Annotated in this window: 15 protein-coding genes; 3 read left to right on the top strand and 12 right to left on the bottom strand. The window is 48.9% G+C overall.

Annotated features, from left to right (window positions below; translation table 11 throughout):
• Nucleotides 1-127: 127 nt before the first annotated feature.
• Entirely contained in the window at nucleotides 128-844 is a 717-nt protein-coding gene (locus tag H1A11_RS15005) for an NAD-dependent deacylase (protein ID WP_117601410.1), read from the top strand.
• Between the two features lie 198 nt (nucleotides 845-1,042).
• Here the strand turns inward: H1A11_RS15005 and H1A11_RS15000 are convergent, their stop codons facing one another.
• The 7 genes from H1A11_RS15000 to metG form a co-directional block, all read right to left on the bottom strand.
• Nucleotides 1,043-1,789: a glycosyltransferase family 2 protein gene (locus H1A11_RS15000; RefSeq protein WP_117964630.1), complete on the bottom strand. Its 747-nt coding sequence runs from the start codon at nucleotides 1,787-1,789 to the stop codon at nucleotides 1,043-1,045.
• Nucleotides 1,782-3,047 carry a glycosyltransferase family 4 protein gene (locus tag H1A11_RS14995; RefSeq protein WP_008662500.1) on the bottom strand — a complete coding sequence of 422 codons (1,266 nt, stop codon included), beginning with the start codon at nucleotides 3,045-3,047 and terminating at the stop codon, nucleotides 1,782-1,784. The genes H1A11_RS15000 and H1A11_RS14995 overlap by 8 nt, the downstream gene beginning before the upstream one ends.
• 40 nt (nucleotides 3,048-3,087) lie before the next feature.
• Entirely contained in the window at nucleotides 3,088-4,104 is a 1,017-nt protein-coding gene (locus tag H1A11_RS14990) for a hemolysin activation protein (RefSeq protein WP_181757387.1), read from the bottom strand.
• Nucleotides 4,105-4,119: 15 nt separating this feature from the next.
• On the bottom strand, nucleotides 4,120-4,989 hold the full coding sequence (locus H1A11_RS14985; protein WP_005834345.1) for a phosphorylcholine transferase LicD: 870 nt from the start codon (nucleotides 4,987-4,989) through the stop codon (nucleotides 4,120-4,122).
• A gap of 64 nt (nucleotides 4,990-5,053) precedes the next feature.
• On the bottom strand, nucleotides 5,054-5,965 hold the full coding sequence (locus H1A11_RS14980) for a beta-1,6-N-acetylglucosaminyltransferase (protein ID WP_087333210.1): 912 nt from the start codon (nucleotides 5,963-5,965) through the stop codon (nucleotides 5,054-5,056).
• The gene (locus H1A11_RS14975; RefSeq protein ID WP_117713744.1) at nucleotides 5,962-7,407 is read right to left on the bottom strand and encodes a lipopolysaccharide biosynthesis protein; all 1,446 of its coding nucleotides are present in this window, start codon (nucleotides 7,405-7,407) and stop codon (nucleotides 5,962-5,964) included. Before H1A11_RS14975 ends, H1A11_RS14980 begins: the two co-directional genes overlap by 4 nt.
• A 92-nt stretch (nucleotides 7,408-7,499) precedes the next feature.
• Entirely contained in the window at nucleotides 7,500-9,542 is a 2,043-nt protein-coding gene (gene metG / locus H1A11_RS14970) for a methionine--tRNA ligase (protein ID WP_009037611.1), read from the bottom strand.
• A gap of 166 nt (nucleotides 9,543-9,708) precedes the next feature.
• On the opposite strand from metG, the gene H1A11_RS14965 reads away from it, so the two are divergent.
• Complete coding sequence (locus H1A11_RS14965; protein WP_181757386.1) at nucleotides 9,709-10,560, top strand: PepSY-like domain-containing protein; 852 nt, start codon at nucleotides 9,709-9,711, stop codon at nucleotides 10,558-10,560.
• 844 nt (nucleotides 10,561-11,404) lie between these two features.
• On the opposite strand, the gene H1A11_RS14960 is transcribed toward H1A11_RS14965, so the two are convergent.
• Nucleotides 11,405-12,337, bottom strand: a complete 933-nt coding sequence (locus H1A11_RS14960) for an acyltransferase (protein ID WP_117601403.1) — start codon at nucleotides 12,335-12,337, stop codon at nucleotides 11,405-11,407.
• Between the two features lie 167 nt (nucleotides 12,338-12,504).
• On the opposite strand from H1A11_RS14960, the gene H1A11_RS14955 reads away from it, so the two are divergent.
• Nucleotides 12,505-14,565 carry an acetate--CoA ligase family protein gene (locus H1A11_RS14955; protein ID WP_117601402.1) on the top strand — a complete coding sequence of 687 codons (2,061 nt, stop codon included), beginning with the start codon at nucleotides 12,505-12,507 and terminating at the stop codon, nucleotides 14,563-14,565.
• Nucleotides 14,566-14,638: 73 nt separating this feature from the next.
• Here the strand turns inward: H1A11_RS14955 and H1A11_RS14950 are convergent, their stop codons facing one another.
• From H1A11_RS14950 to xerD, 4 genes are all read right to left on the bottom strand, one after another.
• On the bottom strand, nucleotides 14,639-16,177 hold the full coding sequence (locus H1A11_RS14950) for a YifB family Mg chelatase-like AAA ATPase (protein WP_117713747.1): 1,539 nt from the start codon (nucleotides 16,175-16,177) through the stop codon (nucleotides 14,639-14,641).
• Between the two features lie 36 nt (nucleotides 16,178-16,213).
• On the bottom strand, nucleotides 16,214-17,287 hold the full coding sequence (locus tag H1A11_RS14945) for a TlpA disulfide reductase family protein (RefSeq protein ID WP_117713748.1): 1,074 nt from the start codon (nucleotides 17,285-17,287) through the stop codon (nucleotides 16,214-16,216).
• Between the two features lie 111 nt (nucleotides 17,288-17,398).
• A complete protein-coding gene (locus H1A11_RS14940; protein WP_117601399.1) occupies nucleotides 17,399-19,093 on the bottom strand; it encodes a tetratricopeptide repeat protein in 1,695 nt (564 codons plus the stop codon).
• A 136-nt stretch (nucleotides 19,094-19,229) separates the two neighbouring features.
• The gene (xerD, locus tag H1A11_RS14935) at nucleotides 19,230-20,183 is read right to left on the bottom strand and encodes a site-specific tyrosine recombinase XerD (protein WP_117601398.1); all 954 of its coding nucleotides are present in this window, start codon (nucleotides 20,181-20,183) and stop codon (nucleotides 19,230-19,232) included.
• Nucleotides 20,184-20,237: the final 54 nt, after the last annotated feature.

Raw genomic sequence — 20,237 nt, 5'->3', positions numbered from 1 at the left:
CGAATGGCAAAAGTACGTCTTTTATTTGAATGATAAGACTTTTAAGTATTTAATTTTTCTTATTTATATCACAACTTGAACATTCTTCTTATATTTGTCTTACTTTAATAAAGGAAAGGAGCAGAAAATGAAGAACTTGGTCATATTGTCGGGTGCCGGTATGAGCGCCGAGAGCGGCATCAGCACATTCCGTGATGCGGGCGGACTGTGGGACAAATATCCGGTGGAGCAGGTGGCGACTCCCGAGGGGTATGCACGTAATCCGGAACTGGTCATTAATTTCTATAACGAACGTCGCAAGCAGTTGCTCGATGTGGTGCCGAATGCCGGGCATCTGGGCGTTGCCGACCTGGAGAGGGATTTCAATGTAACGGTCGTCACCCAGAACGTAGATAATCTGCACGAGCGTGCCGGCAGTACGCACGTGATACACTTGCATGGGGAACTGACGAAGGTTTGTTCCAGCCGCGACCCTTATAATCCGCATTTCGTCAAGGAACTGGCGCCGGAGGAATATGAAGTAAAGTTGGGCGACAAGGCGGGCGACGGTACGCAGCTCCGCCCGTTCATCGTGTGGTTTGGCGAGTCGGTGCCGGAGATTGAAACTGCCATCCGGTATGTGGAGCAGGCGGACATCTTCGTCATCATCGGCACCAGCCTGAACGTTTATCCCGCTGCGGGACTGCTGAACTACGTGCCCCGTGCCGCCGAAGTGTATCTGATAGACCCCAAGCCGGTGGACACGCACGTCATGCGTCCGATACATGTCATTCAAAAGGGAGCTTCGGAAGGGGTAAAAGAGTTGAAGGCGCTGCTTGCAGCTACCCAGCCTCCTTTGCCTTAGGACTTAATCTCCTACGTCTTAGGACTTAACCCCTCACGGTATAGGACTTAATATGCAGAACATCCGGATGTTTTAGGTGAAAACATGGGGATGTTTTGGGTACTCACTCCTATACTGTAGGGAGCTGGGTATAGGGGGGGGATTCCCACAAGGTATAGGTCTTGCGGGAACAAAGTATATTTGCCCTCGAAACTTGTGCTATTTCTTTATCACGGCCCGTAATACGAACCAGGCATGATGGGCTATGGTACTCGCCAGTCCGTAATGCCGCGCCATGATGCGGAAGCGTTCGCGCAGGGATGCTTGCCGGTTCTGGGTGGTCATTCCCTCTTCCAGATAGTCGATGAGGGTGAGATGGGTATTGTGCAAGGTCCGTGCCTTCTTCATCACCTGGATGCACCAGTCGAAGTCGGCGGAGAAGCGGTATTGCAGGTCGTAGGGTTCTACAAGGGAAGCTTTGGCAAAGAAGGCCTGATGGCAGACCAGCATGCCCTGCTTGAAGCTTCGCCAGGTAAGCACTTCCGGGGCGGCGAGGCGGCGCATGCGGATGAAGTGGCCTTCCTTGTCCACCAGCTCCGTTTCGCCGTACAGCACGTCGGGTAGTTCGTTGCCGGAGATGGAACGCACCATCTGCTGCAAGGTGTCGTCCTCGTGGAAGCTGTCGCCGGCATTGAGGAAGCAGAGGTAATCGCCGGTGGCAAGGCGGATGCCTTTGTTCATGGCGTCGTACAGTCCCTTGTCCGGTTCGCTCACGATGCGGGTGATGCGGTCGCGGTAACGGTCGATGATGGAGAGCGTGCCGTCTTTGGACGCACCGTCCACAATGATGTATTCCACGTGGTGGTAGGTTTGCGAGATAACGCTTTGAATCGTGTCCTCCAGTACCGCTTCGGCGTTGTAGGTCACGGTGATGATGCTGAATTTCGGGGTGGGGTGGTTATGCATTTCTTCCGGTCACTTTGTTGTAAAGGTCAATGTATTTCTTGGCGACGACGTTCTCCGAATAGTGGGAGATGGCTTTCCGGCAGGCTTGTTCCGAGAGGCTGGGGTAGTCGGGTTCGGTCAGCGTCCAGTAGATGCCGTTGGCAAAGTCTTCCGAGGATTTGTATTGTGCCACGTAGCCGTTGTGCAGATGGTCTATCATCTCAGGGATGCCGCCCACGTTGAATCCGACGCAGGGAATGCCGCATGCCATGGCTTCCATGATGGTGTTCGGCAGGTTCTCTTCCAGCGAGGGGGTCACGAAGATGTCCACGGCATTGTAGATGTTCACCAGTTGGTGTTCGTTGCTGACGAAGTTCAGCGGGTAGACTTTGAATGGAAGCAGGTTTTCCAGTTGTTGCGATTGGTTGCCGAAGACGACGACACCCAACTGTTCCCGGAGTTCGGGATGCTTGTCAGCCAGCAGTCGGCACGATTCTATCAGGTAGTCGATGCCTTTCCGTTTGTCCGTAATCTTCACCGAGCCGAACAGCATGAGTTTCTTGTCTTGCGGCAGTAGGCAACGGCTGCGGGCTTCCTGCCGGTTTCGGGGCTTGAAGAGATTGGTGTTGATGGGGTTGGGGATGCATGTCACGGCATGCCCGCAGAAGAGGGCGCTTGTCCGGGCACGTTCTTCCAGCCAGCGGCTGCAGGTGACGAAGTTGATGTGACGGTTGCGATACAATGCCTGCTTTTTGTGGAAGATGCGGTAGGAAAGGTCACGTTTGCCTCCACCTCCGTGGATGAAGGGGCAGTTGTGGCATTCCTGCTGGTAGTGGGTGCACTCGCGGGCATGGTGACAGATGCCAGTGCAGGGCCACATGTCGTGCATGGTCCAGACGACGGGCTTGCCCGAGGCGAGAATCTTCTCGATGTTCTTCAGCGAGAGCATCCCTTGGTTTATCCAGTGCAGATGGATGACGTCTGCTTGCTGGAATTCGGGCAGTGAGGTGATGTCTGTCCCCGTGTTGGCAATGTCTACGGCAAAGATGTTCTTCTTGTTGAAGCGGTTGGCGCTCCAGATGACGATGCGCTCCCAGACGAACTTCCACACCATGCGCCAGTTATGGTCCAGTGACACAACGGAGATTTGGTCGGTCTGCTTGTCGCGTACCAGCAGCTTGGCTTTGATGCCGTGGTTCTTGAGTGATTCCATCAGACGGCTGGCGGCGATGGCTGCGCCGCCGATGCGTTCGGATGTATTGATAAGTAGTACTCTCATGACTGTTGTTCGTTTCTTCTTTTTTGAATGTTTTTTCTTGTTACAGATGCCGGTCTTGTTTCATCCATTTCCGGATACGCTTTTGCAGCGTTTGCCATATGATGGTGAAGTTGCCGTACCGTAGGTTCAACGCCAGTTCCTCGAACGACCGTGCAATCTTTATCCAGGGATGCCGCCATGCCATGATGCGGTAAACGCTATCCTTGTAGGCTGTGTTCTCGATGACGTGACGAGGGTGCTTCAGTGGAAACCCCACTTCGTGGCGTTTCATGGTGAAGATGCGGCGGTAACCGCGCGGCATGGTGTGCACGGAGCCGGCAAAGTGGGTGGAGTCGGCAGTGGCTCCCAGATTGTTTATCATGTTGCGGGTGGGCACGATGCTCAGACCCGAATTGAACAACATGGAAGCGTGGAAGATGGTTTCGTAATAGGCTTTCCCGTGTTCGCGGTGGCGTTGGCACATGTAGATGAAGTCTTTGCGGTAGCGCCGTGTGTGGATGAGGTTCTTCAGTTGCCGCATGTTCTCCTTGTCGTCCAGGAAGGTGTAGAATTCATCCCATTGGTCCGTCACCCGCCGCCAGCTCGCCCATCCCCAGATGGAGAAGGTGGTGGCGAAGAAGTAGTCGGAAGTGATGTCGGGTGTAATCTCCTCGTTGTTGAATCCGGCAATCATGCTGATGCGTGTGTCGTGCTCATACTTGTCGAGCAGTTCCTTGCAGAAGCCGAAGAAAGAGACGGCGGGCACGTCGTCATCCTCAAGCACGATACATTTGTCCGACAAGGAGAATGCCCACTTCTGTGCCATGTATTCCGATGGGTCGCAGCCGTAGTTCTTCTCTTGGTAGTTGTGGTGTACTTCGCATTCCCAGTCGATGTCTGCCACTACTTTGCGACAAGCTTCTATGCCCGGCATGTCACGCTCGCCGCGCGGGCCGTCCTGATAGAGAAACAGTCGTGCGGGGCGTGCTTTCTTCACTTGTTCGAATACTTGCGCCAGCAGTTTGGGGCGGTTGAAGAAAAGAATCAGTACAGATACATCTACAAGGGCTGGTTTCATGGCAATTTTGTTGGATTAGGAGGTGGCTATATGGTCATTTGGTATGTTGAAAGAAAGAACTGCCGGATAATGATTGTTTATCTTGTCCTGCTCTTCTTCTGTATACCGGTGTAAAGTGGGATAGTTGTACCGTAGAAAGTTTTCCAATCCATCAGGTGCTTTCAGATAAAGTGGACCGAATTTGATTGGTTGTAAATGGTTGAGACTCGTCTCCAAAACATGGTCGGTAGTGGTAATCACATTGTTGTAATACAAAGTTTTCCATGAGTTGAAACAACTTTGCATTATCACCATCAAACGGTAGATTGTCTTTTTAGAGAGTGTCATATCAACTATCCGGTTCAGAAGGCAGGCAACAGCTCCACGATTGGTAGGGTTGGATATTTGACATTTTCCGAAGTGTTTCCATAGCCATACCTCTTTTCCCATCAGGCAGCATTTCAGAAAGTTGACGGCTTCATATTGTATCTTCCTTAATAGCTTATTGTTTGGAATACGGTCAAAAGGGAATATATCGACAAAGATTCCCTGATGCATAGGTACATCTTTAAACATCTCTTCGACAAACAAGGTGTTGTTTTTCTTGACTTTGGCAAAGTAATAAGGACTATGAGGGTCGGTATGTATCCATGAAAGAAAGTATGGTTCTCTCAGTTCTTGGGAGGCTATCTGGAGAAACTTATTGTAGTCTTCCCGTTTCATACCTATATCTATGTCGTCATCCCAAGGAAGAATCGCTTTGTCATAGAGTGCCCCTATTGCTGTTCCGCCGATTACAAAATAGGGAATATTGTGTTTGTCGCAGATGCGCACAATCTCTTCCAGTATTTCGTATAGCACCTGATGTAGTTGGGTCAGTTCTTCTGGGGTATATTGCTTCACCATGGATACCATTTTTGATTGATGTCTGCAAAAATAATGATAATAGTTGAAAGGAGCACTTTCCATTTCAATCTTCTTTTGCGAAATCGGACTTGAGTTTTTCTATCAGTGTGTCGGACTCCCCGCTTACCACTTTCCGGCAGAACATCTTTCCAGACTGCTGCAATACCGGCAGGTCCTCGAGTGTCATCACGCGGATGGATGCGCCGTAGTCTATGTAGTGCAAGGGGGTGAGACGGGTAAGTCCGGGGTATTCTCCCTCTAAAAGAAGCCCTTTTGAGGCAAAAGGGGAGTTGAATACGATGGTCTGTATGCACAGTTCGCTGGGTACAAAGCTGGTTCTGAAATACTTCACCAGCTTCTCCTCCGTGCACAACTTTTCATATACATATCGTGCGCAGGGCAACGTGATGGCCCAATAGTCGGAACCGAAATAGACATCTGCCTGCTTGCCTTCCAAGGGTGCAAAAGGGGCTTTCCGGATGGGGAGTATCTGTACCAGCTTGCGCGATGCTACGATGAGTTTGTTCTTCCACCATATACTCTTCCAAGGCAGGTCACGGAAAGGGTGGTAATGGGTTATCTTGTGCAACTGCTGTTTCACGGTGCAGTGTGTCAGGTTGAAACCGCCGATGAATTCAGTGTCTTGATGCTCCTCAAAATAGCGGTGGATGGCGTTGTTGCTCCATAATGGGTAGTCCTGCCCGCTCAGGCATACTACGCGGGTATAGGGGATACCGCTGTGCAATACGGCAGCAAGCAATTCTTTCTGGTATTCCACTTGTTCCCATCCTCCCCAGCTTATCCGGTGGCGGGGCACGAAAGTGACCTTGTCTCCCAAGGCTTCTTCAAAAGGGTGTATATCGGCATTGAGGTCGATGTGCACGTAGAAGTCTGCCCGGTCATCCAGTGCGGCAACCAGGCGTGCCAAGTGTGGGGCATCCTTGTAGGCGGATATGATGTAGGCTATGCGGCTCATGCTCTTTTTTTCTTTAAGAGGAATTCAATGCTTTCCCGGAAGATGGTAGATTGTAGTTTCCACAAAACCAGTGCATAAAGCCCAGCTACCATAATGATTTTGGCTGCCATATTTAAGTATAGGTTTTCTATGGGCTGAGTGGCATAGTGAGTTGATACTACGAGTACAATGGATAGGGAGAGATAAGGAGAGATGTCTTTCAGCATATCGCGCAGTCTTAATCCTATCTCCCTCTTGACAAAACGGAACCATACAAATAGCCAGCCGATATTGATAATGACGAAAATACGCAGCATCCACTCCAACCCGTATGGGTATATGGCACATACAGCTACTATTTGCAGCAGGCTCAAGCTGATGGTGCTCCACATATAGATAGAAGAATGCCCCCGGCTGATGAGCAGGTTGGAGAACAGATTGATGACGGGAATAAATGCTCCCCAAATACATAACAGTTGCAAGATATCGGCACTGGGCAGCCACTTCTCCGTGATAGTGATAACAATCAGTTCCTTCGAAACCAAACTCAATCCCAGCATGGCGGGGAAAGAGATAAAGGCGGTGAAGCGCAACAGCTTTCTGAATACGGCAAGTTGCCGTGCCTTGTCATCGGCAACACGGGTAAAGACGGGTTGTGCAATGCCGTTTATCATGCCCGTAATCGTGGTATGTCCCATGCCGTTCCACTTGTTTGCCTGCGTAAAGTTACCCACTTCCCGTTCCGAGTAGAACTTACCCAACAAGACGGAAAACAAATTGTTATTGATTATGGTGAAGATATTCGTAATGATTATCTTACTGCTGAACCCTATCATCTCCTTAATGGGTGTGAAGTCGAACCGGAAGTGGGGTCTCCAACGCGAGAAGTAGAAGTTAAGAATCGTCATTACGGTGATGAAAGAGATGCTTTGCAATGCAATCCCCCAATAGGCGAATCCGTTGGCAGCCAGTGTGATGCCCACAATGCCGGAGACTATCAGACTCGAAATGGAGATGATGGTAGTGTCCTTGATTCTGAGATTCTTGAACAGATACGCTCTCGGTGCGATGCTCATGCTTGAGATGACGAATCCGAGGAAAGAGAGACGGGACAGCGGTATCAGCTCGGGCGTATCGTAGAAGTCGGCAATCAGCGGTGCGGCAAAGAAGAGTAATATATATATAGTAGTGCTGCACATCAGGCTGAACCAGAACACGGCGTTGTAATCCTTGTGCAAAGTCTCCTTCCGGTTGGTCAGTGCCGAAATGAACCCACCCTCCTGCAAGGCGGCGGCAATGGCGGAGAAAATGGTAAGCATCCCTACCATACCATAATCCGAAGCATCCAGCAGACGGGCAAGGACTATTCCGAATCCCAGATTTAACAACTGCTGTATGCCGTTGCTGAATCCTCCCCAGAAGAGGCCTTTGGCTGTTTTTTCTTTGAGTGATGTATCGGACATAGTTTATTGGTTGATAAGGCAACGAGTTAACAAGGCCACGAGGCTTTTCCTTCCTCCCTGTAGCCTTGTTAACTCGTTACCTTGTTACTGTTTTATTTCACTTCGCTGCCCGGTTTCACCTCTTTCAGCAGTGAAGTCACCGCCAGCGAACCGTCATAGTTCTCGGCAGAGAGAATCATCCCCTCACTTACCAGCCCGTTCTTGAATTGGCGTGGAGCGAGGTTGGCGATGAACAGCACTTGCTTGCCTACCAGTTCTTCCGGTTTGTAGTGCTGGGCAATGCCGCTGACGATGGTGCGGTTTTCCAGCCCGTCGGCAATCTTGAACTTCAGCAGCTTCTTCATCTTGGGCACTGCCTCGCATTCAAGCACTGTACCTACGCGGATATCCAGCTTTTCAAAGTCTTCGAAGGCGATGGTCGGCTTGATGGGGTTTGCCTTGTAGGTGGCGGCTTCGTTTGCCTTCTTGGTGGCAAGCAGCTTGTCTACTTGTGCCTGGATGACGTCGTCTTCTATCTTTTCGAACAGCAGTTCGGGGGTGCCCAGCTGATGTCCGGCAGGCAACAGGTCGGTGTGTCCCAGCTCTGCCCAGTCAAAGCTGTCCATGTTCAGCATCTTGCGAAGCTTCTCGCTGCTGAAGGGCAGGAACGGTTCGAAAGCAATGGCAAGGTTGGCGACCAACTGCAACGAGATGTGGAGAATGGTGGCTACGCGCTCCATGTCTGTCTTGGCAAGCTTCCACGGCTCGGTGTCGGCAAGGTATTTGTTTCCGATGCGGGCAAGGTTCATCGCTTCCTTCTGTGCGTCGCGGAACTTGAATACGTCCAGCAACTTCTCCACTTCTGCCTTGACGTCGGCAAATTCTTTCAGCGTCTCGCGGTCGTAGTCGTTCAGTTCGCCTGCGGCGGGCACTACGCTGTCGAAGTACTTCTTGGTGAGTTGCAGGGCGCGGTTCACGAAGTTGCCATAAACGGCAACCAGCTCGTTGTTATTACGTGCCTGGAAGTCCTTCCAGGTGAAGTCGTTGTCTTTTGTCTCCGGTGCGTTGGCGGTCAGCACGTAGCGCAGCACATCCTGCTTGCCGGGGAAGTCAACGAGATACTCGTGCAGCCATACCGCCCAGTTGCGTGAAGTGGAAATCTTGTCGCCCTCCAGGTTCAGGAACTCGTTGCTCGGCACGTTGTCCGGCAGGATGTAGCTACCCTCTGCCTTCAGCATGGCGGGGAACACGATGCAGTGGAACACGATATTGTCTTTTCCGATGAAGTGTACCAGACGCGTTTCGGGGTCTTTCCACCATTTCTCCCATGTGTCGGGCAGCAACTCTTTGGTGTTGCTGATGTAGCCGATAGGGGCGTCGAACCATACATAGAGCACTTTGCCCTCGGCGCCCTCTACGGGAACGGGAATACCCCAATCCAGGTCGCGGCTCACGGCACGCGGCTGCAAGCCCATGTCGAGCCAGCTCTTGCATTGGCCATAAACATTGGGACGCCACTCCTTATGGTCTTCCAGAATCCATTGGCGAAGCCATTCCTCGTGTTTGTCCAGCGGCAGATACCAGTGCTTCGTCTCACGCATCACGGGCTGGCTGCCGCTGATGGCACTCTTCGGATTAATCAGGTCCGTGGGGCTGAGGCTGGTGCCGCACTTCTCGCATTGGTCGCCGTAAGCGCCTTCGGCATGGCAGTGGGGGCACTCGCCGGTGATGTAGCGGTCGGCAAGGAAGGTCTTGGCTTCTTCGTCGTAATACTGCATGCTGGTCTTTTCGATGAATTCTCCCTTATCGTACAGCTTGCGGAAGAAGTCGGAAGCCGTGTCGTGATGCGTCTTTGAAGTAGTACGGCTGTACACGTCGAAGGAAACGCCGAACTCTTCGAAAGACTTCTTTATAAGCGTATGATAGCGGTCCACCACGTCTTGCGGGGTGATGCCTTCCTTCTTGGCGCGGATGGTGATGGGCACTCCGTGTTCGTCGGAGCCGCCGATGAAGATTACATCTTCCTTTTTCAGTCGCAGGTAGCGGACATAAATGTCGGCAGGAACATAAACGCCTGCCAGGTGTCCGATATGAACCGGGCCGTTGGCATACGGCAATGCCGAGGTCACGGTGGTACGTTTGAATTTCTTTTCCATTGTGTTATTATGTATCTCTTTTGTTATGAACGCTTTTAGTGGCACAAAGATAGCTGTTTTCTGCAAAATATGAGTATTCTTCCAGATTCTTTCCAGATTTAGGCTTCATCTTTGCCATACAAAATGAACAAACTTGGTATTGATAATGTAAAAAAACGAAATGACTATGAAACTGGAAAAGTACTTCTTATTATTGGCGTTAGGCGTGTTTGCCTTTGCCTTGCAAAGCTGTGATGATGACGACAACGACGGAATCTCCGTGCCCGCGGAACTGAGTAATGCGTTGGCCAAGGAGCATCCCAATGCCCAGCGTATAGAATGGGAAACAAAAGGTGCATATTATGTGGCTGATTTCCATGAGGACAATTTCGAAAAGGAGGCCTGGTTCACCAAAGACGGTGTATGGCAGATGACCGAAACCGACCTCCGTTATGCAGACCTTCCCGCTCCGGTGAGAAGCTCTTACGAGAGTAGTACCTATTATAATGTATGGAAGGTGGAAGATGTAGACAAGCTGGAACGTAAGGAAATGGCTGTTGTCTACATCATCGAAGTGGAGAAAGGTAATCAGGAAATGGACCTCTATTATTCGGAGGACGGCATTCTGGTGAAGGAAGTGGCCGATGCGCACAACGGCGGTTCTCCCGAAGATTATCTCCCTTCTGATATTTCCGCTGCCATCAAAGATTTTATAGCAGAGAAATATCCCAATGCCCGCATTGTGGATATTGAAAAAGAAAAGAACGGCATGACGGAAGTCGAAATCGTGCATGGAAATATCAGCAAGGATGTGATGTTCACCGCTGAGGGTGCATGGGCCTATACTACCTGGGACATCAGTAAGAGACATCTGGAGGATGTAGTGAAGAACGCCGTTACGGCTGCCCATCCCGGTTATGTCATTGATGATGCCGACTTTATTGAGACTCCCGATGGCAGTTACTTTTTGGTAGAGATGGAGCAAGGGGAAAGGGAAATCTACGTAAAGGTGACAGCGGAAGGTGAAATACTGCCATAGTCTTATACAGTGTATTTATCGATTGCTTACCTTCTAATGTAAAGCCGTTCACTGTAAGGTGTAACGGCTTTTATTCCATGAACGGTCGTTACCTTATAGTGTAAATGGAGTTACCGTTGGGGTAACTGGAGTTATCATGTAAACATATTTTGCATTACGTAAAATGTGTAACGCAAAACGTGGAATCATTAGGTGTGAAACAAGTCGGCTTAGAACTGAGAAATCCTTTTCTGATTTATGGCTATGCCTCTCTCCGATACTTTTGCGACCAAACGGAGGAAACGGAAAAGATGCTTTCTGCATTGGAGAATGGTAGAAACATTGCCTTGATTACTTTCCGGCGTATTGGAAAAACGGGGTTCATAAAGACGTGTTCTATAATATGCAGCAGCATCAGGCGAAAGATGATGTTGCTTGTTTTTTATATGGACATATTTGCCACGCGGAATTTGCCTGCTTCTGTTTGCTTGCTGGCAAAAACAGTACTTGGACAGTTGGATACGCTTAGTGAAATAGTGTTGCACAAACTGGTTTTTTCCCGTTCTTGCCGTCCGGTGGTTAGTACTGATGAGCTATACCTACCGTATCTTTGAATTTTGTACCGGATAAGTCCGAGCAGACTTTGAAGGAGAATTTCGATTATATGGCTGTATCGGCGTTTCGAAGGCTATGTCTGGTATATGCAGACATTGCTGAACTGGCTAGCAATATGAAACGGTGATCGAGGTAGGGCAGGCGGAGCGGGTATTGGCTGGGGTGCTGGAAGAGAATGCTCCAGTCTATCTATGGGGATTTGGCTGAAAAGTTTGCCTTGAATTACTGTTTATCATCTGATGATTTCGTCTCAGCACAATATACTCCTTTTCCCGAAGAAGAATTTGGAAACGTGCATCTTGTCCATAGCCCATGCCATACTCATGCAGCCGCTAAGAGTGAAGACGGTAGCAGTGACAAGGAACAGTATCCCCGTAGGGTCGAAGGCAAATACGGGTAGAAACGCTTTGGACAGAATGGTGAAAATGGGCGAGAAAAGGAGTATGACCAACGTATTGCGTCCTATAAAGAAGGAAAGCCGCTTGGCTTGTGCCGGCAGATAATTGTAGACTGCCAACAACAGGCTGATGGAAAGCCAGGTGATGGCGACTCCTGCCAGAGTACCCCTATCCAGATTGGCGGGAAAGCAGCATAGTATTACGAATGGAACAATGGCGAAGGTTGTGGCGCGAAAGACTTGTGTAAAACGAAGCCCGCTTTGGCTCACTGTCATGCCGATAAGGAAATAGAGGGCATTGGAGAAGTTCATCAATCCTCCCCAATGGGAAAGGGCAAACAGGCAGACACCGGCCACAACCAGCCGGGAGACAACCGACAGCCGTACATAGCGGAATGTGATATAATAGATGAGGCTGCACAGAATCAGTGTATGCAGATACCAGTAAGGCCCCATCGGATGGAGGAATATCTTGTCGAGTAATATAGCAGGAGTAATGGCATCTACACTTTCGCGTACGGGCAGGAAATGCGACATCACCGTATAGGCCGCCTCCATGCAGGCATACGGAATGAAAATCCATAGAAACTTGCGGAGAAAGCTTCGGGCATCCTTCCGGTTATTGGCCAGATAGCCCGAAATAATCAGGAAAGCGGACATGTGGAACGTATAGACGATTTGTTTCGCATACGGATACTTGTCACCTATATATACAAGGTGGAAGATAATCATCAGGGTGATGAAGATGCATTTCAGATAATCTATCTCTTTGACACGGCTTTCCATATGGGGTAGTTTTCTGCGTATTGTTATTGATGGCACAAATATATATACTTCCGTAAACTTATTTATATTTTGCAAGGGATTAAGCTTATTTTCTCTTTTACCGATTGCTTTTATGTATGGAAAATGTATATTTGTGCATGAATCACTAACTTAATGTAAAAACAACTATGATAACAAGCCAATTGCTTCACCCGGCCAGTATTGTGGTAGTGGGAGCATCTAACAATGTACACAAACCCGGAGGAGCTATCCTGAAAAATCTGCTTAGTGGCGGATATACCGGTGAGCTTCGTGCCGTGAATCCGAAAGAGACTGAAGTGCAGGGTGTTGCTGCCTTTGCGGATGTGAAGGACATTCCCGATACGGACCTTGCCATCCTTGCCATACCTGCCGCGCTTTGTCCCGATGCGGTGGAGGTGCTTGCCGCGGAGAAGCAGGTGAAGGCGTTCATTATTCTTTCTGCCGGTTTTGGTGAGGAGACCCATGAGGGTGCTGTGCTGGAAGATCGCATACTGGAAACGGTGAACCGGTATGGAGCCTCTCTGATAGGCCCCAACTGTATCGGTTTTATGAACTCGTGGCATCACAGTGTATTCAGCCAGCCCATCCCGCAACTGCATCCGCAAGGGGTAGACTTGATTTCCAGCTCCGGTGCCACAGCGGTGTTCATATTGGAGAGCGCTGTGACCAAGGGCTTGCAGTTCAACTCTGTATGGTCTGTGGGCAATGCCAAGCAAATCGGTGTGGAGGATGTATTGCAATACATGGACGAACACTTCAATCCGGAAGCGGATTCCAGAATAAAACTTCTTTATATTGAGAGTATCGGTGATCCCGACCGTCTGCTGTTTCATGCATCCTCGCTCATCAAGAAGGGCTGCAAGATTGCGGCCATCAAGGCGGGCAGTAGCGAAAGCGGCAGCCGGGCGGCGAGTTCGCATACGGGGGCCATTGCCAGTAGCGATTCGGCGGTAGAGGCCTTGTTCCGTAAGGCGGGTATTGTGCGTTGCTATTCGCGCGAGGAGCTGACAACCGTAGGTTGTATCTTTACACTGCCGGAACTGAAAGGGAAAAACTTCGCCATCATTACCCATGCCGGCGGTCCGGGAGTGATGTTGACCGATGCGTTGAGTAAGGGCGGACTGAATGTCCCGAAACTGGAAGGACCGGTGGCGGAGGAACTTAAGGGCAAGCTTTTCCCCGGTGCGGCTGTGGGGAATCCCATTGATATTCTGGCTACGGGTACGCCGGAACATCTGCGCCTCTGTCTGGAGTATTGTGAGGAGAAGTTGGACAATATTGATGCTGTAATGGCTATTTTCGGTACTCCGGGACTGGTGACCATGTTTGAAATGTATGACGTGCTGCATGAGAAGATGCAGCATTGCAAGAAGCCGATTTTTCCGATTCTTCCTTCCATCAATACGGCAGGAGCCGAGGTTGCTGCTTTTCTGGCAAAAGGCCATGTGAACTTTGCCGATGAAGTGACTTTGGGCACGGCACTTTCTCGGATAATGAATGCCCCGAGGCCTGCCAATAATGAAATCGAGCTCTTTGGAGTGGATGTTCCCCGTATCCGCCGGATTATAGATTCCATTCCTGCGGACGGTTATATCGCACCGCACTATGTGCAGGCATTGCTCAGCTCTGCAGGTATTCCTATTGTGGAGGAGTTTGTTTCGGACAACAAGGAAGAAGTGCTTGCCTTTGCACGCCGCACGGGATTCCCGGTGGTGGCAAAGGTGGTGGGGCCGGTGCATAAGTCGGATGTAGGCGGTGTTGTGCTCAATATCAAAAGTGAACAGCATTTGGCATTGGAATTCGACCGTATGATGCAGATTCCCGAAGCCAGTGCTATTATGGTGCAGCCGATGCTGAAAGGGACGGAATTGTTTATCGGTGCCAAATATGAAGAGAAGTTCGGACATGTGGTACTCTGCGGCCTGGGCGGTATTTTTGTGGAGGTGCTGAAGGATATATCTTCCGGTCTTGCACCGTTGTCCTATGAGGAGGCTTACTCCATGATTCACTCGTTGCGTGCCTATAAGATTATCAAAGGTACGCGCGGGCAGAAGGGTGTGAATGAAGATAAATTTGCCGAAATTATTGTACGGCTTTCCACCTTGCTGCGCTTTGCAACGGAAATCAAGGAGATGGATATCAATCCATTGTTGGCGACTGAAAAGCAGGTGATAGCGGTGGATGCGCGCATTCGGATAGAGAAATAAGGGTTAGAGATTAGGGATTAGAGATTAAAGGGGCTGACTGTTAATCGCTCACCGCTAATCCCTAATCCCTTTTTCATCCTGCCCAGTCCTCCCTATCCAGATTCCTATATCCGATAGCTTCCGCCAAGTGTGCCGGCTGTATTGATTCGCAGTCTTCCAGGTCGGCGATGGTGCGTGATACTTTCAATATGCGGTCGTAGGCGCGGGCCGAAAGGTTCAGCCGGTTCATGGCAGTTTTGAGCATGGCAAGTCCTTTGTCATCCGGACGGGCGTAGCAGGCAAGCAGTTTACTGTTCATCTGGGCATTGCAATATACACCGGGAATGTCTGCATACCTTGTTTCCTGAATTTGTCGGGCATGTATCACACGCTCTCGTATTGTTGCGCTCGACTCACCCGGGCGAGTGTCTGCCATCTTTTCAAAAGGAAGTGGGGTAACTTCGATTTGCAGGTCTATGCGGTCGAGTAAAGGTCCGGATATGCGATTTAGATACTTCTGTACTTGCCCGGGACTGCAAACGCAGCCTTTGGTCGGGTGGTTGTAGTATCCGCATGGGCATGGGTTCATGGAGGCTACCAGCATAAAACTGGCAGGATATTCCACATTGCATCGAATGCGTGATACAGTAATTTTTCTATCTTCCAGCGGTTGGCGGAGAACCTCCAAAACGCTGCGGTTATACTCAGGCAATTCGTCGAGGTATAGGATTCCATTATGAGCCAGACTGATTTCACCGGGTTGGGGGAAACTGCCTCCACCAGTCATGGCTACTGTGGAAATGGAATTGTGCGGATCACGGAATGGCCGTTTTGAGATAAGTCCGCCACCTTTACCGAGTTTTCCGGCAACAGAATGAATCTTGGTCGTTTCCAGGCTTTCTCCCAATGATAAAGGAGGAAGTATGGAGGGAAGACGTTTTGCCAGCATAGACTTTCCGCTACCCGGGGCCCCAATGAGAAGAATATTGTGGCTGCCTGCGGCGGCTACTTCCAGCGCTCGCTTTACATTTTCCTGCCCTTTCACTTCTGCAAAGTCCAGTTCAAAAGAGCTTTGTTGGGAGTAAAACTCTTCGCGGGTATTGACTTGTGTCGGGGATAATTTTTGTTTTCCGTTGAAGAACTCAATGACATCTTTGATATTCTCCACGCCGTAGACTTTTAGGTTGTTCACTACAGCGGCCTCATGTGCGTTCGAGCAAGGAACTATCATACCCTCAAACCCCAGCTCTCTGGCCTTAATGGCAATGGGGAGTGCTCCTTTGATAGGTTGCAGACTACCATCAAGGCTTAGTTCACCCATCAACAGATAGCGTTCCAGCTTATCGGACTGGATAACTTCGCTGGCGGCAAGTATGCCGATGGCTAAAGGTAAATCGTAAGCTGTACCTTCCTTGCGGATATCTGCCGGTGCCATGTTGATGACGATATTACTGGTAGGCATCCGGTAACCGTTGACTTGCAAAGCAGATATGATACGTTGATGGCTTTCTTTGACCGCAGAGTCCGGTAAACCGACTAAATAGAACATACAGCCTCTGGAACTGTTGACTTCAATGGTGATGAGGGTTGCGTCAATACCTTGAACAGCCGCTCCAAAAACTTTTATGAGCACGTTTTTAGTGATTAGGGGTTAGGATGGCAGGATAGGCTACCGTCGGTTTTGTTTTTTGAGTTTTTTTTCACTCTCTTTCTTCTCTTTTTCCTTTTGCTCTATCTCCTCCAGTTTCTTCTTGATGTCTTCCTCACTCATATTCTTCCCTTCAATTTTTCCGGAAGGGCTAAGGAACAGGTTGGCAGGCAATGCTTGTATGGCGAGCTGCTTGATGGGCGCTGTGTTCCATCCGGAGAAATCACAACTCTGTTCCCACCTCAGGGTATCTCTTTTGATTGCTTCTTCCCATTCCTTTCTGTCGATGTCCAAGGAAATACCCCAGAGGGCAAATAGTTTGTTCTTTTCTTCTTTCTTGTAAATCCGGCGCAGGGCAGCGTTGGCTTCCATGCTTTGCGGGTCCCAAGATGCCCAGAAATGTATCAACAGATATTTGTCTTTAAAGCTGGTGCGACTGATTTGTGTACCTTTGGCATTGGGCAGGTTGACGTAAGGGATAGTTTTCCCGATGGATATCTTCTCTTCTTCTTGGATCAGATCAAGCAGTTCGTCCACATACGGACGGTCTTTTAAGCCTCCGGTCATGTTTGCTGTCATTTCTTTGATTAAGGCGAAGTCCGGTTGCGGTTTTTGCACGAAATATTTCTCCAGCAGATAGATACTTACCAGTGAAGAAGGATGGTTGTTGATGAAGGCTTCTGCTTTTTCTTCCAATGCTTTCTCCGAGGGAGTACTCAAGCCTTTCAACTCTTTCTGAAAGGCGGTTAGTTCTTCATTGGGGACATTTCCCGTGATTTCCAGTGAAGTAAGCTCGGCGGCAGAACCTTTTATCTTTATGTTGTCTCCTTTGTCCAGGTAAAGCGGATATTCCGTACCGTCGCTGAATTGCAACCATGTAGAGGCAAGTGTGTCGGTGGTGAGGGTTGCAGAGAACTTGTCATCCTTGACAAGCAGTGTGTCCATACGGTTATAGAACTTGTCCGTACCATATATATAAAGGGTATCATTCCCCAGCCCTTTGATTTCACCGCTTAGGTGGACTGAATTCGTGTTTTTGCTGCCGCAGGCAGACAATATAATAAGCAGAAGGTATGCAAGATAGATTTTCTTCATTCCGGTTCTTTTTCTGATACTTCGTCGCGAAAATACTTCTTTTTGGTGTGAATAAAAAGAAATGCCCGACATATTTCTATGCCGGGCACGTTCTTTTCAGTCTAACCTTTATTATTTGATGATATTCATAAAGTCAGTGTTAGTGAAGTATTTGGCGAATTCTAGGTCAGAAGCAGCTTTCTTTGCCAAAGCCGGTTCTTTTGCAATGGCATTTTTCAGACTGCTGGTTACCATAGATGTATTGTTGGTTCTTGCGCCAAGTACAGCCATCAGGTAGTCAGTGTAAGCGTCCGGCTTTTCGATAGCGGCCAATGTGCTCTTTGCTTTGTTGTAGTCCTTAGCCAGGATTTGTGCCAAAGCTGCACTGTTGGTTTTTGTATCGCCGAATGAGTTGACAGCCTTGTCGTACTGACCTTGAGCAACATACAGATTACCCAATGCCTCGTTCAGCTCCTTAGAACCGGAAGCCTTGCTCAGGTAGCCTTCTGCTGCGGTCTTGTCACCCTTGGTCAAAGCAATCAGACCAAGATTCATGTTGACTTCAGGAGCATCCTTGATAGAGAGAGCTTTCTTGAAGTAGCTTTCAGCCTTGTCAAGATCACCAGCTTGATAAGCCAGTTTACCTAAGTTGTTGTAAGCACGGAAATCGTTCGGGTAGATTTGAGTAGCTTTTGTGAAGATGGCTTCTTGTTTGGTAGCATCTTTAGTCAAGGTAGTGGCATACAGCAATTCTTCGATGTTCAACTGCTTGGCATCGCTGTCGGCGAGGCTTGCGATTTCTTCGTCAGACTTACCGATGATTTCGTAGTTCAAAGTCAGGCGTGAACGACGCAGTTGCGGCAGGATTTCGTCGGCCAAAGTCTTATAAACAGAAGAGATGTTTTTGATTTCTTGTTCTCTTTGTTCAGGATCCTGATACATGGAAAGAACGCGAAGAATCAATTCTTTGTCTTGGATGTTTGATTTGGATACCAGTTCCTGGAAACCTTCCCAGTCTTGAGCTGTATACTTGGTGTCTACTGCTGCATCGATTTTGGCTTTCTTCAAATCTTTGTTGATGATTTTAGCTGTGTTGTCCTGACGGTTTTCAGCCAATGTAGTATTCAAGTCTACACCACCATCAGGAGAAGCGTATGCGGAGATTTCGATGTTGCTGATCTTCTTGTTGGCAGCTTCGTTTATGTTCTTCACTTCTTTGCCGAATTCTTTGGCAGTCTTTAATTCGCTGGCGCGTACGTTGGCTTGTTGGATCAAGAACATGATGTTGGCGTCATGCTTTTCTTTGATGATACGTTGGAAAGCGTCGTCACCGTTGGCGGGGTTAGCGCTACCCAATGTTTGTTCCAGCATCTCAGAAGTGGAAATTACACCGTCAGCTACTTTTACAGCAGGGATGGTGACAGTCTTTTTACCGATTGTAGCCTTGAATTCCAGATACAGTTCGGATTTTGCCATTTCCGGTACATAGTCGAAAGATGTTTTCATCGTGTAGCTGCCGCCCATCTTGTAAGAGATAGTCTGGTCGTTACCTTCCACTTTTTCGCCTTGGAATACGGCAGATTGGCCCTTAGCTTCGCCACCGTTCCATTTCAATACTGGAGTCACTTCTACCACAGCCTTCTTGTTGAAGTACTTTTCGGGGAATTTTCCGTTGATTGTAGCGGGAACTTTACCACCTACAGCCTCCAGAACTTGAGGAGTTACGGTGAAATAATCAGATGACAATTCACCCATTTTTTTGCTGCATGATGTCATTAATGCAACAACCATTGCCATTAAAAACGGCAGATACAATTTCTTAGTCATTTTAGGTATAAATTAATTGTTTGTAATTGAAATTTGTCTATTCCATGTTAGTGTGCTGTTTGGGCATGAACATAACAACGCAAAGATATTAAATCCTATTACAGTTTGTTAACCCTCGCAGTAATTTTATCATAATTTAATGAATTTCCCGTTCTTTGCGATACTTTATATTGCGGGGATGGTGTTCTATGATTTCACTGCGCAATCTGTTCCGGTCGATGTGTGTGTAAATTTCTGTTGTAGCAATGGATTCGTGCCCCAGCATACTTTGTATGGCGCGTAGGTTGGCGCCTCCTTCAAGCAGGTGAGTGGCAAAGGAGTGGCGGAAGGTGTGTGGGCTGATGTTTTTGGTGATGTCGGCCTTCTCTGCCAGTTCTTTGATAAGATGGAATACCATGATGCGCGAGATGTTTTTGCCCCAGCGTGCCAGAAATACATAGTCCTCGAAGTCTTTCTTGATTTTCCAGCCTCCATTACGGTCTACGAACCAGTTCCTTATTTCTTTGATGGCACGGGACGATATAGGTACAAGGCGTTGTTTGCTGCCCTTACCTTCTACCTTGATGAAGCCTTCGTCGAAATACAAGTCGGAGATTTTCAGGTTGCACAGTTCCGATACCCGTAGGCCGCAACTGTATAGAGTCTCGAGGATGGCCCGGTTGCGTTGCCCCTCGTTTGTGCCTAGGTCAATGGCGGAGATGATGCGGTCTATCTCTTCCACCGTCAATACTTCTGGAAGCTTGAATCCGATTTTGGGACCCTCCAACAGTTCGCTGGGGTCTCCTTCCAGGTAGTCGGCTATGACTAGGAAATGGAAAAATGACTTGATGCCCGACAAGATGCGTGCCTGCGAGCGGGGATGGATGCCGATGTCGTGCAGTCCGGAGGCAAAATGCTGCAAGTCATCCAGGGTAGTGTCAAGGATAGCGATACCCTCTCCTTCCAGAAAGTGCAGCAGCTTCTGTAAGTCTGTTTGGTAAGCATCCACTGTATTGGGTGAGAGTGCTTTTTCCAGTTTCAGATACTGGTGGTACTTTCTGATTATCAGCGTTTGTTTCTCCTTATTCGTGGATTTTTCTTCTGATTTCATTTCTTTTTTCTACCTTTGCTTCGCGAAAATAGACTGCATTTCAGCAAATTGCAA

The sequence above is a fragment of the Bacteroides sp. CACC 737 genome (assembly GCF_013874375.1).
Classification (GTDB): domain Bacteria; phylum Bacteroidota; class Bacteroidia; order Bacteroidales; family Bacteroidaceae; genus Bacteroides; species Bacteroides uniformis.
This window is presented reverse-complemented; position numbering and strand designations above follow the sequence as displayed.

Excerpts from the sequence above, each read along its gene's own strand:
- H1A11_RS14945 (WP_117713748.1), bottom strand. The coding sequence starts at position 17,287 with ATGAAGAAAATCTATCTTGCATACCTTCTGCTTATTATATTGTCTGCC.
- H1A11_RS14940 (WP_117601399.1), bottom strand. The coding sequence starts at position 19,093 with ATGACTAAGAAATTGTATCTGCCGTTTTTAATGGCAATGGTTGTTGCA.
- H1A11_RS14985 (WP_005834345.1), bottom strand. The coding sequence starts at position 4,989 with ATGGTGAAGCAATATACCCCAGAAGAACTGACCCAACTACATCAGGTG.
- H1A11_RS14965 (WP_181757386.1), top strand. The coding sequence starts at position 9,709 with ATGAAACTGGAAAAGTACTTCTTATTATTGGCGTTAGGCGTGTTTGCC.
- H1A11_RS14955 (WP_117601402.1), top strand. The coding sequence starts at position 12,505 with ATGATAACAAGCCAATTGCTTCACCCGGCCAGTATTGTGGTAGTGGGA.
- metG (WP_009037611.1), bottom strand. The coding sequence starts at position 9,542 with ATGGAAAAGAAATTCAAACGTACCACCGTGACCTCGGCATTGCCGTAT.
- H1A11_RS15005 (WP_117601410.1), top strand. The coding sequence starts at position 128 with ATGAAGAACTTGGTCATATTGTCGGGTGCCGGTATGAGCGCCGAGAGC.
- H1A11_RS15000 (WP_117964630.1), bottom strand. The coding sequence starts at position 1,789 with ATGCATAACCACCCCACCCCGAAATTCAGCATCATCACCGTGACCTAC.
- H1A11_RS14980 (WP_087333210.1), bottom strand. The coding sequence starts at position 5,965 with ATGAGCCGCATAGCCTACATCATATCCGCCTACAAGGATGCCCCACAC.
- xerD (WP_117601398.1), bottom strand. The coding sequence starts at position 20,183 with ATGAAATCAGAAGAAAAATCCACGAATAAGGAGAAACAAACGCTGATA.
- H1A11_RS14975 (WP_117713744.1), bottom strand. The coding sequence starts at position 7,407 with ATGTCCGATACATCACTCAAAGAAAAAACAGCCAAAGGCCTCTTCTGG.
- H1A11_RS14990 (WP_181757387.1), bottom strand. The coding sequence starts at position 4,104 with ATGAAACCAGCCCTTGTAGATGTATCTGTACTGATTCTTTTCTTCAAC.
- H1A11_RS14995 (WP_008662500.1), bottom strand. The coding sequence starts at position 3,047 with ATGAGAGTACTACTTATCAATACATCCGAACGCATCGGCGGCGCAGCC.
- H1A11_RS14960 (WP_117601403.1), bottom strand. The coding sequence starts at position 12,337 with ATGGAAAGCCGTGTCAAAGAGATAGATTATCTGAAATGCATCTTCATC.